20 protein-coding genes and 1 tRNA gene are annotated in these 13,965 nt (G+C 37.0%); 13 read left to right on the forward strand and 8 right to left on the reverse strand.

All coding sequences use genetic code 11. The features are described 5' to 3' along the window. Positions 1–31 precede the first annotated feature (31 nt). The 5 genes from C6988_RS04130 (at position 32) to C6988_RS04150 (ending at position 3,546) form a co-directional block, all read left to right on the forward strand. Positions 32–1,555 carry a tetratricopeptide repeat protein gene (locus C6988_RS04130; RefSeq protein WP_182133797.1) on the forward strand — a complete coding sequence of 508 codons (1,524 nt, stop codon included), beginning with the start codon at positions 32–34 and terminating at the stop codon, positions 1,553–1,555. Positions 1,556–1,645: 90 nt separating this feature from the next. Continuing rightward, positions 1,646–1,957 (forward strand): ribosomal L7Ae/L30e/S12e/Gadd45 family protein, encoded by a 312-nt coding sequence (locus C6988_RS04135; RefSeq protein WP_182133798.1) that lies wholly within the window; start codon positions 1,646–1,648, stop codon positions 1,955–1,957. Positions 1,958–2,038: 81 nt separating this feature from the next. After that, positions 2,039–2,503 (forward strand): NusA-like transcription termination signal-binding factor, encoded by a 465-nt coding sequence (locus tag C6988_RS04140; protein ID WP_182133799.1) that lies wholly within the window; start codon positions 2,039–2,041, stop codon positions 2,501–2,503. 3 nt (positions 2,504–2,506) lie between these two features. Continuing rightward, positions 2,507–2,944, forward strand: a complete 438-nt coding sequence (locus C6988_RS04145; RefSeq protein WP_182133800.1) for a 30S ribosomal protein S12 — start codon at positions 2,507–2,509, stop codon at positions 2,942–2,944. 2 nt (positions 2,945–2,946) lie between these two features. Next, entirely contained in the window at positions 2,947–3,546 is a 600-nt protein-coding gene (locus C6988_RS04150) for a 30S ribosomal protein S7 (protein ID WP_182133801.1), read from the forward strand. Positions 3,547–3,557: 11 nt separating this feature from the next. Here the strand turns inward: C6988_RS04150 and C6988_RS04155 are convergent. Both C6988_RS04155 and C6988_RS04160 read right to left on the reverse strand, forming a co-directional pair. Beyond that, positions 3,558–3,660: transfer RNA gene (locus C6988_RS04155), tRNA-Gln, on the reverse strand. Positions 3,661–3,702: 42 nt separating this feature from the next. Continuing rightward, a complete protein-coding gene (locus tag C6988_RS04160) occupies positions 3,703–4,023 on the reverse strand; it encodes a hypothetical protein (protein WP_182133802.1) in 321 nt (106 codons plus the stop codon). 34 nt (positions 4,024–4,057) lie between these two features. On the opposite strand from C6988_RS04160, the gene C6988_RS04165 reads away from it, so the two are divergent. Next, positions 4,058–4,759 (forward strand): YkgJ family cysteine cluster protein, encoded by a 702-nt coding sequence (locus tag C6988_RS04165; protein WP_182133803.1) that lies wholly within the window; start codon positions 4,058–4,060, stop codon positions 4,757–4,759. Here the strand turns inward: C6988_RS04165 and C6988_RS04170 are convergent. Then, entirely contained in the window at positions 4,756–4,956 is a 201-nt protein-coding gene (locus tag C6988_RS04170) for a hypothetical protein (RefSeq protein WP_182133804.1), read from the reverse strand. The two genes, C6988_RS04165 and C6988_RS04170, sit on opposite strands and share 4 nt — an antisense overlap. 69 nt (positions 4,957–5,025) lie before the next feature. Here C6988_RS04170 and C6988_RS04175 point away from each other — a divergent pair, with 69 nt between their 5' ends. Beyond that, positions 5,026–5,322, forward strand: a complete 297-nt coding sequence (locus C6988_RS04175) for a rhodanese-like domain-containing protein (protein WP_182133805.1) — start codon at positions 5,026–5,028, stop codon at positions 5,320–5,322. A 5-nt stretch (positions 5,323–5,327) separates the two neighbouring features. On the opposite strand, the gene C6988_RS04180 is transcribed toward C6988_RS04175, so the two are convergent. After that, positions 5,328–6,341, reverse strand: a complete 1,014-nt coding sequence (locus tag C6988_RS04180; RefSeq protein ID WP_182133806.1) for an NAD(P)/FAD-dependent oxidoreductase — start codon at positions 6,339–6,341, stop codon at positions 5,328–5,330. A gap of 91 nt (positions 6,342–6,432) precedes the next feature. Between C6988_RS04180 and C6988_RS04185 the strand changes: the two genes are divergently transcribed. Continuing rightward, positions 6,433–6,846: a carboxypeptidase-like regulatory domain-containing protein gene (locus C6988_RS04185; RefSeq protein WP_182133807.1), complete on the forward strand. Its 414-nt coding sequence runs from the start codon at positions 6,433–6,435 to the stop codon at positions 6,844–6,846. 129 nt (positions 6,847–6,975) lie between these two features. Here C6988_RS04185 and C6988_RS04190 read toward each other — a convergent pair whose 3' ends face one another. Continuing rightward, complete coding sequence (locus tag C6988_RS04190) at positions 6,976–7,164, reverse strand: hypothetical protein (RefSeq protein WP_182133808.1); 189 nt, start codon at positions 7,162–7,164, stop codon at positions 6,976–6,978. Between the two features lie 152 nt (positions 7,165–7,316). Between C6988_RS04190 and C6988_RS04195 the strand changes: the two genes are divergently transcribed. After that, positions 7,317–7,940 (forward strand): hypothetical protein, encoded by a 624-nt coding sequence (locus C6988_RS04195; RefSeq protein ID WP_182133809.1) that lies wholly within the window; start codon positions 7,317–7,319, stop codon positions 7,938–7,940. A gap of 15 nt (positions 7,941–7,955) precedes the next feature. On the opposite strand, the gene C6988_RS04200 is transcribed toward C6988_RS04195, so the two are convergent. Then, complete coding sequence (locus C6988_RS04200) at positions 7,956–8,150, reverse strand: hypothetical protein (RefSeq protein WP_182133810.1); 195 nt, start codon at positions 8,148–8,150, stop codon at positions 7,956–7,958. Between the two features lie 91 nt (positions 8,151–8,241). On the opposite strand from C6988_RS04200, the gene C6988_RS04205 reads away from it, so the two are divergent. Then, positions 8,242–8,643 carry a hypothetical protein gene (locus tag C6988_RS04205; protein WP_182133811.1) on the forward strand — a complete coding sequence of 134 codons (402 nt, stop codon included), beginning with the start codon at positions 8,242–8,244 and terminating at the stop codon, positions 8,641–8,643. Further along, the gene (locus tag C6988_RS04210; protein ID WP_182133812.1) at positions 8,621–9,166 is read left to right on the forward strand and encodes a DNA-3-methyladenine glycosylase I; all 546 of its coding nucleotides are present in this window, start codon (positions 8,621–8,623) and stop codon (positions 9,164–9,166) included. Before C6988_RS04205 ends, C6988_RS04210 begins: the two co-directional genes overlap by 23 nt. A 2-nt stretch (positions 9,167–9,168) precedes the next feature. Here the strand turns inward: C6988_RS04210 and C6988_RS04215 are convergent, their stop codons facing one another. Continuing rightward, complete coding sequence (locus tag C6988_RS04215) at positions 9,169–9,723, reverse strand: HD domain-containing protein (protein ID WP_182133813.1); 555 nt, start codon at positions 9,721–9,723, stop codon at positions 9,169–9,171. 90 nt (positions 9,724–9,813) lie between these two features. Between C6988_RS04215 and C6988_RS04220 the strand changes: the two genes are divergently transcribed. Beyond that, entirely contained in the window at positions 9,814–9,990 is a 177-nt protein-coding gene (locus tag C6988_RS04220) for a DUF1059 domain-containing protein (protein WP_182133814.1), read from the forward strand. Positions 9,991–10,268: 278 nt separating this feature from the next. Beyond that, a complete protein-coding gene (locus C6988_RS04225; protein ID WP_182133815.1) occupies positions 10,269–11,009 on the forward strand; it encodes a hypothetical protein in 741 nt (246 codons plus the stop codon). An 88-nt stretch (positions 11,010–11,097) separates the two neighbouring features. On the opposite strand, the gene leuS is transcribed toward C6988_RS04225, so the two are convergent. Beyond that, on the reverse strand, positions 11,098–13,962 hold the full coding sequence (gene leuS / locus C6988_RS04230) for a leucine--tRNA ligase (protein ID WP_182133816.1): 2,865 nt from the start codon (positions 13,960–13,962) through the stop codon (positions 11,098–11,100). Positions 13,963–13,965: the final 3 nt, after the last annotated feature.

Consider the following 13,965-nt stretch of genomic DNA (forward strand, 5'->3'; position numbering starts at 1 on the left):
CATTAAATAGAAAAATAAAAAAATTATTTTGTTGGGCACAAAAATTATACTTTTCCTAGCAATTGCAAGTTGCTTTATTGTACCTGCATTTGCAGATTCTGGCATTTTACTTGGTACTGATAAAGGGGAGTACGCTGTAGGTGATACCCTCACTATCAAAGGGGAAGTTGAAGAAAAAAAGATGCCATCTCTGGCATTACGTGTTTATGATCCAGATGGAATCATACTATCTGCAAACAATGTTGAGATTTTAGATGATAATTCCTTCTCAAAAACAATCTCCCTTGTAGCACCATTTTATGAAAAATCTGGAGAATATCAAATCAAGATTGACTATGGAAAGATTAAGACTTCAGAGACATTTTTGATATCAGGAGAATCAATAGAAGAAACTACTGTAACTATTATTCCCGAAATAACAGAATTTTCTGCAGAAAAAAATGAGTACACAGATGGGGAATTTGTAACTATACGTGGTAAAGTTTCATCACAAGAAGAACCAACCGTTTTAATTGGAATATATGATCCATTTGGAATTCCTGGAGGATTTTATTTTGGTGAAATTGATGCAAAAAATGCATTTGAAATCTCTTTTCTAATTGTTGATAACGTTAACTTCAAAATAGAAGGAACATATTCTGCAGTTGCGCATTATGCAGATTCTGAACAAACTGCATACTTTGATTATGTGATGTACCAAGAAGATCCAATTCAAACACCGGTTGTTACGGAAGAAGAGCTTGATGCACTAGAGGAGTCATTTGATACACTAGAAGACGAGATTAACGATGAGCTCAAAGAGCTTGAAGAGACATTAAGAGAACTTGAAAATGAACTAAAAGAGATTGAACCAACTAGCGTAACGACAAAACAAAATAACATAGTAAATGATGTCAAACCAAAAAAAGAAACTGCAAATACTAAAGTAGTCTTAGAAGAAGAACCTCAAAAAAATCTTAGTGTTGAGGATATTGAGCTTGGTATCATGCTAAATGAAATGACACTTGGATGCGATAAGAGTACCCTAATTGATGTGGTGTCATACTATGATGGGATGGGACCTGCACTGTTTAGATTATGTAAATACTCTGAGGCAATTTCATTTTTTGATCAGGACTTGAGTAAGAATCCAGAAAACTTAGCAGCAATAACAAACATTGGTGCAGCCTTGAATAAGCTTGGATTATTTCCACAAGCAATTCAACAGTTTGATTCTGCATTAGATATTAATCCAAATTATATTCCTGCACTAAACAACAAGGCAAACTCCCTTTCTCAAATGGGAAATCACAATGAAGCACTTTCATTGTACTTGCAAGTTTTAGAAATTGATCCCCAATTTTCTACATCAAAAATCAATATGGACACAACTCAAAAAAATATCCCGGTGAAAACTCTAATTTTTCAAGAAACTGAACAAAAACCAACGCCAATAATCTCTAACCAGGAATCACCCAAAGTCATAAAAACAATCCCACAAGAAAACGAATCTGATAACTTTTTTGAGAAGATTGGCCAAGTATTTGCCTCCATTGGAAGCATCTTTGGATTCTGATACGAAATAGATTTTCTTCTCAGATCATATCATTGAGCTGCAATAAATCTATAAAGGTCTCATTCATCGATGGATTACAGGTAAAATACAATGGGTAAATTGTTAGAGAAAGCACTAAAAGATGCAATAAAAGAAGATCAGTGCACTTTTGGTTCCAAACAAGTAGTAAACACTATAAAAAATTCAAAACTTGTAGTTGTCTCTCAATCCCTTGAGAAAAATATTTCCGAGAAAATTTCAGAAGATGCAAAAAAAAGTAAAGTACCAACAATTCAATTCCAAGGTTCTTCAGTTGCATTAGGAAGACTTTGTGGATTGCAGTTTAGAGTTTCAACAGTCTCGTTTACATCACTTTCTGATGCAAACATAACATCAATTATCAAAGAAGCCGAAACTGAATGATGCGAATAAAAACCTTACCAACTTTCAGAGCAATTGAAAGTTTAAATGACACACAAATCGTTCGAGAACAAAAGGAGAATTATGACACAATCAATTAAACTGACAACTGATCAAATGCGATTAATGTCGCTATTTCAAAACGTAACTGGTGCTACTGCACGAGATTGTGTCGAAGATGAAAAACAAAATCGAGTTATCTTCGTTGTGAATAATGGTAAAATGGGTCTTGCAATAGGTAAAGGCGGTTCTCATATCAAATCCCTTCAAAACATTGTCAAAAGAAATGTCGAACTAGTCGAGTATGACGATGATCCTGCTAACTTTTTAAAAAATATGTTAAATTCTAAACTGGTTTCTGAAGTAAAAATAAATAAGCGATCTGATGGTTCAACTCAGGCAATAGTTATGGTTGATCCAAGAAAGAAAGGAATTGTAGTAGGACGTGAAGGTCGAAATGCTGAAAAAGCAAGGTTACTTGCAAAACGATATTTTGACATTTCTAGTGTACTGATTAACAGTCCTGAAAGAGCTACATTGGAGTTGTAAGTAATGGCAAAGTCTCCTCTTGGTCTATTTGCAGGTCGTGTGTTGAAAGCAAAACGTAAACGACAACGATGGGCAATTTCTACATACAAGAGAAGAAAACTTGGTTTAGATAAAAAAGCAAACCCATTGGGTGGTGCACCTCAGGCAAGAGGAATTGTTTTGGAAAAAGTTGGTGTTGAAGCAAAACAACCAAACTCTGCAGTTAGAAAATGTGTTAGAGTACAATTAATCAAAAACGGAAAATCTGTTACTGCATTTTTACCACGAGACGGAGCGATGAACTTTATTGATGAACACGATGAAGTTCATGTAGAAGGCATGGGTGCTACACAAGGTGGTGCAATGGGAGATATTCCCGGTGTTCGTTACAAAGTTTTCAAAGTAAATGGAACCTCATTACATGAACTAGTAATTGGAAAGAAGGAGAAGCCAAGGAGATAGAAATGCCTGAAACTCAAAACTTGATGTTATTTAGAAAATGGGACCTTGATGGAATTGAAATTAAAGATCCTGGATTAAAGACTGCAATCTCTCTACGAAAGATGATCACTCCATACACTTATGGTCGCTCTGCACTTAAACGATTCAACAAAGCTGATGTTAACATTGTTGAAAGATTAGCAAACAAACTGATGCATTTTGGAAAAAAATATGCAAAGAACACTGGTCGAATGACTGGAAAGAAAGCTAGAATTCTCAACACCATTAAAGCTTCACTTGAAATTATCCATCTAAAGACTGGAAAGAATCCAATTGAGGTACTGGTAAGAGCAGTAGAACACTCTGCACCAAATGAAGATACTACAAGAATTGTTTATGGTGGTACTGTCTATCATGTATCAGTCGATGTCGCACCATTGCGACGAGTTGACCTTGCACTAAGATTTATCGCAGATGGGGTCAAGGAGGCAACATTTTCTAATCCTAAAGCAATTGAGGAATATCTTGCAGAACACCTAATCCTGGCTTCAGAAAACGATCCTAATGCTCCTTCTGTAAAAAAGAAGAACGAATTAGAAAGAATCGCACAAGCATCAAGATAGAATTTTACCAGTAGCCCGAGGCAGATTCGAACTGCCGTCCCCGCGTATCCACTCCTGAGATCCAGAGCGCGGAATCCTTAACCTAAAATTATTTGGCCACTAGACTATCGGGCTACCAAGAAAGACGCTGTTTGGTTAGAATATAATTATTTGTAGTTACCTAATCTTTACTTCGTGAATCGCTGTTGCATAATCACATTGAGCTTTTAGTCTCATATATGGAATCAATCTAAAATGAATGCAGTACAATGAATTCTCTTTGTAGATAATTCCTTTTTGTAAAAGTGACACAAGGCCCCTAGATGTCTTTGAGATATCGACATTATTTTTTTTGCATATTTCGTCTCTTTTCTTTTGGTACTGATCAAGTGTAAAGACCACATCGTTTATTTCTAAAATTAATGGCCATACGATTTCTTTCCAGACAAATCGTCTGTTCTGCGTTGCTGATGCATACTTGCCTTTATCACTCAACATTAATAACATCTCCAAAACCGATTATAAGTTATCGTTGTCCCTAAAAGAAATTGAAGAATCACTTACTCTTTTGGAGAAAAACTGGGATGTTGATGAAACAATTCATGATTTTATCTTAGGAAAAATTCCAAAAGTGACGGAAAAAGCTCTTAAAGTAAAAGATGTCGTCTTTCATATTCCATATTTAGTTGAACAAGAAAAATTTGTTTTATGGAAATGTTTTTGGCCTGATTGTCACAACTGCTGTGACAGACAGGGAAGATTACCACTAACATCTGATGATCTAATCACAATCGGTGCAGGACTCAAGTATCAAAAAGTTTCTGATTTTATCAAAAACGAAACCGTTACTGCAACATGGGAGGAACCAAGTCCTGGTGGCACTACAGTAATGACTAACATCAATCTGAAAAGAAAAAAAAATGAGACAGAAGCAGATGATGGTACTCATATCTCATGCAGGTTCTTAGATGAAAAAGGAGGATGCAGTATGCATCCAGATAGGCCTGGGGTGTGCTATCTCTACCCGTTCTCTACTTGGCTTGAAAACGAGCAGGGAAAGGCCAGAGTGCATGCAACATTTCAATTTACAGGTGACTGTCCTGGATTTTATCTTGCTGATTCCATTGATGAAATGAAAGAAATTCTAAAAGAATACTCTGAAACAATTTATGATTATAACATGAAATCAAATAGAACAGTACGTGAGAACTTTAGTTCTGTAAGCTTTGTCTAGAATCTGATCAGATTTTTTATAATATCTTGAATTACTGCTACCTCTAATTCTCGTTCTTTTATCGTCTGCTCATTCCACTTTTTTATAAATTCTGATTTTTGATCTAGTTTTTGCATCTCTATTATCTGATTTTTTAGCTCATACTTGTACTCTTGAAGTCTATCTAGTGCCTTGTTGTGCCTTTCCTTTGCATCCATGCTTTCAGATTGTCGATCTAGCAATTAAGAATTTTATGACATAAATTACTCTACTGTTTAGTGTCTGCTATGGCAGAAAAAATTACTGCAGATTCACTAAAACAAAACAAAAACTCGTATGTCATCATCGATGTCAGAGAAGCTGATGAGCTAGCAGGCGGTAAGGTCTATGGTTCAATTCACATGCCACTTGGTCTGGCGATTAGAAATGCAAAGAAAAAGCAGATTGAAGACATGCGGGGCAAGAAGATTTGCACATACTGCGGTACTGGATACCGTGGAAACATTGGAGCAGATGAGCTTGTAAAAGAGGGTTTTGACGCTGTCACCCTAGAAGGTGGATACCCATCTTGGGGACAATCCTAGATTTTTTATGCTTTGGCTACCTTCATTAGGTCAGCCATCTTGATATCCATTCCAAATCTCTTTTCATTCTTTTTCATGTAACGAAATATTGCCAAAAAGTCTGGCAGTGATTTTAGAATTGAAAAATCCTTGTGAATCTTTGCTCTGACAAACTTGAACACCTTTGCATAAACCTTGTAGTGTTCCTCAACTGCCTTTTCATACGCCTTAAAGTCATTCATGTTCTCTAGGAATAGCTCAACACACTGCATTGAAGGAATGATACCTTCTCCAAGTAGGGCATAAACAGTACCGATTGATTCTCCAACTCCAACAACCTTTCCAGAGTAGTATGGTTTGCATCTGTCAGGCGTTGCCAGTCTAATCGGCCTGCCTTTTGTCTGTAGAACTTTTCCCCCATGTTTCTTTAGAAAATCATCGGTTGCTTTGATGTGATTCTTTCTATAATCACCGGCTCCTATGTGTGCGAGATTCTTTCCTAGCGGGAAATACCAAAAGTATCCTGACATTCCAGGAAATGGCTCAATGTAAAAGTCATCGTATGGGACTCCATCTTCATATTCAACTTTGTATTCGTAAGTTGGCAGGAAAAAATCCTCTTTTAGCTTTGGAAGATACACTCTGTGAAATCCAGTACAATCCACAATCATATCGTATTCTTTTTCCAACTCTTCTAAGGATGGCGACTTGCCATAGATTACATTACAATCTTTGATAAAATCCTGGATAAGACCAAGTTTGTTGTACGTGCAAAGTCCTTGTAAACCGATATCAAATTTTACGTCATTGTTCATCTTTACATGCATGTTTTTGCCATCATGAATTAGAAAGTCATCAAAATTTCGTCCAACCTTTTTGCAAAAATCTTCTAAAACTGGTTTTATCGTTCCCCATGCACAGATTGAATCATGCCTTTCTTGAGGCATTCGCTCATAGCCAACGGCCTCATGTTCAGTGTTTTTGAGTCTGGCCAAAAGATACGAGCCAGCAACACCCATTCCCATAACTGCTATCTTCAATGATAAAATTTCTTACTCAGCCTAATAAATAGACTATTTCAGAAATCACCTAGTGGCATAGTGATAAATGCAAAGAAGACGTACATGTTCCATGAGAATCCTCCTTGTATCTCTGATGGTACTATCTGCAGTATCTGTAGGAGCAATTTACGCTGAAACACTAGATACCGAGATTCGTTTGTTTCAGTGGAGAAGCATTCAGGTAAATGCCGGATACGACATTGCATTTTCTGGAAACCTCAAAGATTCTTCTGGTAATCCAATACCGCATGCTGAAATCTTGATACGAGTTGATGGGGTCTGTCCTGATGATGGAATCATTGCAAGTGGAATTACCGATGCAAAGGGTCGATACTTTACCATGACAGAAGCAATGCATTGGGATCCTGATGGTCTAGTTCGTGCAAATGCTGTCTTTTCTGGTGATTCAAAGTATTCTCCATCTGAATCAAGAGATCAGTTAATCGTTGTCTTTCCATCAGCACATGGAAAATCTTGTTACTAGTAGAATTTCTCAGTAATCCATTATAAGCAAAAAACATTCGTAGATTCATTGAGCAATATTTGTTCTAAAACGTCCTATCCGTAAAACATCAAGGGATGATGAAGAATGGTTTCATTCAGAGTCTTTTGATTAAATGAATAATTGTGTAAAAGAAGCAGACTTTTTCTCTTTTGAAGGACATGATTTTCCTTCGCCGTCCCCGTATCCGTCGCCACCATCAGGGGTGACAGAACCGGATTCGGCGTATGCATGCATTGGTGCAAGAGCAAACATTGCAGCAACGGCTACAATCACAAAAATCGCTAGTCTTGCATCCATGAATCTGTAAAGTCAAAATAAGATTTAAGGTTTGTTTGGAATTTAATGGACATACCACTAGATTACAAATCTGACAAAATGGTCCAAAATTGTCCATTTCTACTGATGATTTATTCGCTCTCCTTAAATGAAAAAATTCACGAAATCTTTTCATGAAATCACAAATGATTTTGATGATTGCTATTGTGGGAATCATTGTAACAGTCCCATCTGCATTTGCAGAGCCTGAAACAATGCATAGGCCCCATAAGGTAATCGAAGTGACTGGATTTGAGGGAACAATCCAGATTACTGATGATTCCGATAGAAAATCCCTAAAAGAGCAAATTACGGAATCACTATCTGATGCAGCATCATTATTTCCCGAAGCAAAACGCGCAGGAATTGGTATTGCTGTAAACGAAGACGGCGAGAAATTCGTCGTATGGAAGGTAGTTGAGGTTGATTTTGATTCTGATAGTAAAACCAGAACAAAGACAATTCATGTAGTAGATGCAGCCGACATTTCTAACACTGCCTCTGTCTCATTTGAGATGGACAATTCTATGAGAATTGAAAAGATGACAGACAGACTAGATAGAAAGATTGACAGAATTACAGAAAAGTTCGGTGATTCCACTGGAGATCCTGTAAAAGACGCATTGATTACTGAAATGTTATCTGCAATGGAGAATTTACGAAATGCTGTCTCTGAAGGGGACTTTGAATCTGCAAAGGACCTAAAGCAGCAAGTAAAAGATATTCGGGATCAAATAAAGAACATTCCAAGGGAATAATTCCCTTTTTTCTTTTTAATATCTTGATTTTTTTACTGTAGCTACTTTTTTCTGTGAGAATACTGCCTTTTTCTTCTTTGCAGATGGCTCTATCTTGTCTTCTTTTACTGCCTTGCCACTTCTCCTTGCAGCCTTTTTTACCTTGATTCTCATCTTTTGGTTTTTTTGATTCTTTTTTATCTCCTCAGAGGATGCGTTTCTTGATACCATGACTATACTATGTTATCACAACTAAAAAGCCTGACTATGTTGCATCAAACTTTCGAACTGATAAAATAGAAGCTCCTTTGATCAAATGATAATGTCAGATAGGGGTAGTTACCGTAAGCCATTTCGACATAGATTTGGCCCAAAGAAATTCAAGCAGCCAGCCCCTACAATGGAGGATAAGATCAAGAGTTTTGTAATTAGAAACTCTCGAAATGGATTCTTTACCAAAGTAAATACTCTATCATTCAAGTTTGAGATAACAAAGGATGAGGCATGGAGCCTAGCTGGCGGGTTATTGGCTGATAATGTTTTGGAATGCACCCATGATGAACGTGGCGATGCAAAGCTTTGTGAGGCTGGAAAGCTAGATGAAGTGCAGCAAAAGGAATATTCCAGAATGGGTGCAAAGAAGAATCAAAATCCTAAATCCAAAAAACTAGAGATTAATTCCTCTAAAAACCATACAAACCATGAAGCGATGCAAGTGGGCTGAATCAGAACCAAATGTAACATATCACGATACAGAATGGGGTATTCCAGTTCATGATGACAGAAAACTCTTTGAGATGTTGATACTGGAAGGCGCGCAAGCTGGATTGTCCTGGGTTACCATTCTAAAAAGAAGGGAAACGTATCGTGCAGCATTTTACAACTTTGATGCATCAAAGTTATCAAAATTTACTCAAAGAGATGTCAATCGACTTTTAAAGGATGAAGGAATTATTCGAAACAAACTCAAAGTGAGCTCTGCAATAAACAATGCAAAAAGATTCCTAGAGGTGCAATCAGAATTTGGATCCTTTGATAAGTACATCTGGGAATTTGTTGATTACACTCCAATTAAAAACAAATTCAAGAATGCATCGGAGATTCCTGCATCCACTACTCTATCCGATAGAATAAGCCAAGATCTGAAAAAAAGAGGCTTTAACTTTGTTGGAAGTACAATCTGTTATGCATTTATGCAGGCTGTAGGAATTGTAAATGATCACACGGTTGATTGTTTTAGGTATTAAGCTCAATCAAGATTAATTGGTCTTTGGTGTTTCTCTTTTAGAATTTCATTTATCCCTTTGATGATGCTTTCAATTTTTGGATAATCTGATTTTTTTTCTACCAAATCATTTTTAATTATTCGTAGATAGTGCAATATTTTGTTAGTTGCCTTTTTTCTTTTGTTCTTAGATATCATGGAACTATCAAGTGATTTCAGATTTGCAGAAATGTCACATAATTTTATCAACTTTGCCTCAAACGGAGCCCCTTGAAGCTGCTTTACATATTGTTCTTCAATTTCTTTTTTAGGCAAATTATTGTCTTTTGACAATGTTGATACAAGTACTGCAACACGCTGCCCGAATCTTTCATAGATATCATCAAATGTTGTTTCTGTTGATTCTATGACATCATGAAGCCAAGCAGCACATAAAACATCATCATCAGTTACTCCAAGACTCTTTAGTCTGCTGACTACTGCCTCTAGGTGAATTATATCGGGCGTTATCCCGTCTGCTCTGGTCTTTCCTTTGTGTTTTTCTCTAGCGTATAGATATGCGGTTTCTGGTTTTGTCATAATTTTTCAATGTTTATTCCTCACTTAATCTATGCTGTGATGACATCTCTTCAAAAAATAAATTAAATACATGAAACTCTAAATTTTATCATGACAAAAAGCATTAGCTGTAAAGATGCAGGAAAGGACTGTTCTTGGTCTGCATCTGCAAAAACAGAATCTGAACTAATGGAAAAGGTAACTGCACACGTAAAGACAGATCATAAGGAGATAGAGCTTACACCAGAAAACATTGCTGGAATAAAATCCCTCATAAAAGAATCCTAATCAAATACGGTTCCTTACATTTAATCTTGGAATTCTAGCTATTCAGGTGAAGAATTTGGGTTGTGCTTTTTACAATAGTAGCGTGTTACAGTTCCCTTTCCTTTTTCCTGAGAATAGCTCCAAGAGGCAGGCTCACCACAAACATAGCACACTACCATGGTACTCACCAAATGAAATCAAGTTTAACTTTTTTGTTGGATTCTCGTCAATTGATGTCATAATACTTGCGCAAAAAAGTGTGAAAAAACTTAACTGATTTGAATTCATAAAATTCTGTTATGGGTTTGTTGGACAGATTAAGTCGTACGTTTGACGAGTACGGATACGACCTAGATGGTTATGACATAAATGGTTATGACAAGAAAGGATACGACAAAAACGGGTATGACAAGGATGGATATGACAAAAATGGTTATGACAAAAAAGGGTTTAACAAAAAAGGCTTCGACAAAAAAGGCTTCGACAAAAAAGGGTACGACAAAAGAGGATACAAAGACGGATATGACGAAGATGGATTTAATTTCAAGGGTTACAATAAGGATGGGTTTAACAGAAATGGTTATGACAAGAAAGGATACGATAAAGACGGATATGACAATCGGGGCTTTTCTATAGTTGGAATTCACATCGACACAAAAACTACTTTTGATAAAGAGGGGTTTAACAAAAAAGGATACGACAAAAACGGGTATAACAAAAATGGATATGACAAAAAAGGATACGACAAAGAAGGGTATAACAAAAATGGTTATGACAAAAAAGGCTTCGACAAAAACGGGTTTGACAAAAATGGATATGACAAAAACGGATATGACCTAGACGGGTATGATGAAAACGGATACGATAAAGACGGGTACGACAGTAACGGATTTGATCAAAATGGATACGACCGTAATGGGTATGACGAAGACGGATACGACAGTAACGGATTTGATCAAAATGGATATGATCACCTAGGTTACGACAAAGAAGGATACAATCAAGAAGGATACAATAAATTCAATAAAAAAAAAGTCTAGTAAAATAATTCAACACAGAAGGCGGATATCAGAAGAAAGACTATTGAGTTATAACGAGAAGATACCTCTTGATTCGAATCGCCAATATCTATTCTATCAGTATTGCTGGCTTGTATGGTCTTGCGTGTCTTGCTTTTCCCTTTGGATCATAGATGTTATCGTCAGCTTCAGAAAAGACCTGCATCTCAACACCAAAGTCACTCTTTATCAGTGCAGGCAATTCCTTTGACAAAAGATTCTCCTCATCAAAGTCTTTGGCTTCAAGCTTTGTCTTTCTTATTTCTGTGGGTTCTGATAAAATATCCTTGATTGTCTTTTGCACAAAGTCTGGATTCTTTTTGATGTTTGCAGTCTCTGGATTTGCAATTAGGTCCTTCATGATTACACCCATGTTTGTCTCACCATCCATCACTCTTTTCAAAATTGAATGATATGCAGTGACCTTAAATGGCTCTGCAGTGTATATTGTGATTTTTTTAGGTGACATCTTTGTAACCTTGAGAATGTTCGCAATATCATCAATGATTGACTTTAACAAGTCCTCAGATTGAATTGCTGTACTATCAAAGGAATCGGCAGAAATTTCAGGCCAGCTAGACTGTGATGCCAAACCAGACTGTCCTAGTATCTCCCACATCTCTTCCGATACATGTGGAGCAAATGGCGATAGCATTGCCACACGAATACAGTTTACTTCATGTAGTATTCCGGAATAGTCCTCTCTCTTCTTTGCGTTTACACGCTTGAGATACCACTGCAAATCACCTTCAAACGAGAATAAAATATCGTGTAATGCCTCTCGCAATCTCATCTTTTCTATTGATAGTGATACATCTGCAACCATTGACTGTGTTTTACTCTTAATCCAGGCATCTTCTGCCTCAAGATTACTTGGCTGTCCCGGCTTTAGTTTTGTGCATTCCTCCATTAATGCCTCTAGATTGTGCTTTATTCCTACAACTGATTCTAAATTAAAATCTGCATCTTGTAACAGCTCTGCTGAAATTATAATTGCAAGTCTAATTGGGTCTGCACCGTAATCCTGAATTGCTTTTCGTAATGGAATGATATTTCCCATTGACTTTGACATCTTTTTTCCATCCATCAACACAGAACCGTTCACTACAATCTCCTTTGGCCACTTTTCTTCTGGAAATATTGCAACATGATTAAGAACAAAGAATGTCAGGTGGTTTGGCACCAAGTCACGACCTGAATGTCGTGAATCAACTGGATAAAAGTATGAAAACTCGTCTTTAATCTTATGAATTGTTTCTGCTGGAATCTTTGTTATTTCTGATACTGCATCTGCGTTTCCTGCACCAAAGAAAATAAAATCAAAGAATTCTTTTGATAGGTTGTCTGGCTTTAGCTCTCCAGCATTGACATATTTTGCCAAGATATAGTAGGCCATGTAAATTACAGAGTCTGATAGACTCTCAACAATCCAGTCCTTATCCCACGGTAGCTTTGTACCCAAGCCATGTTGCCTTGCACATGCACGCTCTCGCAGCCATCCGATTACATAGTTAAACTCTCCACGAATCTCCTGTGGAAGAATGCTCATCTCTTCAAAACATTTTGTAGCTTTTTCCTTCCATTCTTTGTCACCATAGTTTAGAAACCATTGGTTATTGAGAATCTTTACAACACATTCTGTGCCGCATCTGCATTTTACAGGCGTGTTCGTTAATTCAAGTAAAATTTCAGAGTGTTTCTTAGAATCAAGCCACTCTTTTATAATGTCCTTTGCTTCTGAAACTTTTTTTCCTGCAAACTCTCCACATGTTTGTTTCAAGACTCCCTTGTAGAACTCTTTTTCATAGATCTCCTTTGTGGCATCTTCTAGCTTTGCATCATCTTGATTGGCAACTCCGAACTTTTCACATGCTTCCTTTGCAGAATATTCACCATACCCTTCTGTTTGAATTATTGAGATAGGCTGTATCTTTGAGGCTAAATCATGCCCATTTTTCTTCAAATCTGTCAATGCCTGCCAGTCAAATGGGGCATGTGCAGGGACTGACATTACCAAACCCGTTCCGGTTTGTGATTCTACAAAGCTAGCTTCAAGCATTGGAATCTTTTCATTTCTGTGCGGAACTGTAACCTCTTTTCCAACTAATTCTGCGCCCTTTATCTCACCATCATATGTTATCTCTCTGTCCAAAAATTCTAGCTTGCGTGCACACTCTGCACTTACAATCCACTTTACACCGTTTACTGTGATCTTTTTGTAAACTGTGTCTGGATTCACCCAGAGATTTGTCACACCAAAAATTGTTTCAGGACGTAGCGTTGCAGTCGGAATGATGTAATCGCCAAACTGAAACTTTATCAAAATGTATTCTGTAAAGTCAGGCTCTACATCGCCAAGTGTATCGTGTTGTGACACTGGGTTTTGATCCTTTGGGCACCACCCCACTGGGTGAGACCCCTGTATGATCAGTTTTCTGTCACGTAATGTGTTAATCTGCCATTCGATAAACTTTTGATACACTGGATCAATTGTTGTAAACTCTCTTCTCCAGTCAATGGAATAACCCATCTCAATCATTCCGGCTTTTATCTCTTCATGAAAATAGTCTGCAATCTTTACTGGTTCTACAAATTCCTTGATGGTTTCTTCCGGAACTTTATACAAGTTTTTTAAATTATCAATTAGCTCTGTATCCCCATCCTCAACTCTTTTTGCCATTCCAAGTATCGGGGTTCCAGTATAGTGAAATCCCATTGGAAACAAAACATTGAATCCTTTCATGCGATAGTATCTGGCATGGACATCAGCTAGTGTGTATGTTCTACCGTGTCCAATGTGTTGTGGTGAATTTGGATAAGGATATGCTACTGTGATGAATTTTTTTGGTTTATCATTTGGATCAGTTTCGAAGTGTTTCTCTGAAACCCATCTGTCTCTCCATTTCTTTTCTATATTATTCCAGTCTATTTCCATTGT

This window comes from Nitrosopumilus sp. b1 (assembly GCF_014078545.1).
GTDB lineage: Archaea > Thermoproteota > Nitrososphaeria > Nitrososphaerales > Nitrosopumilaceae > PXYB01.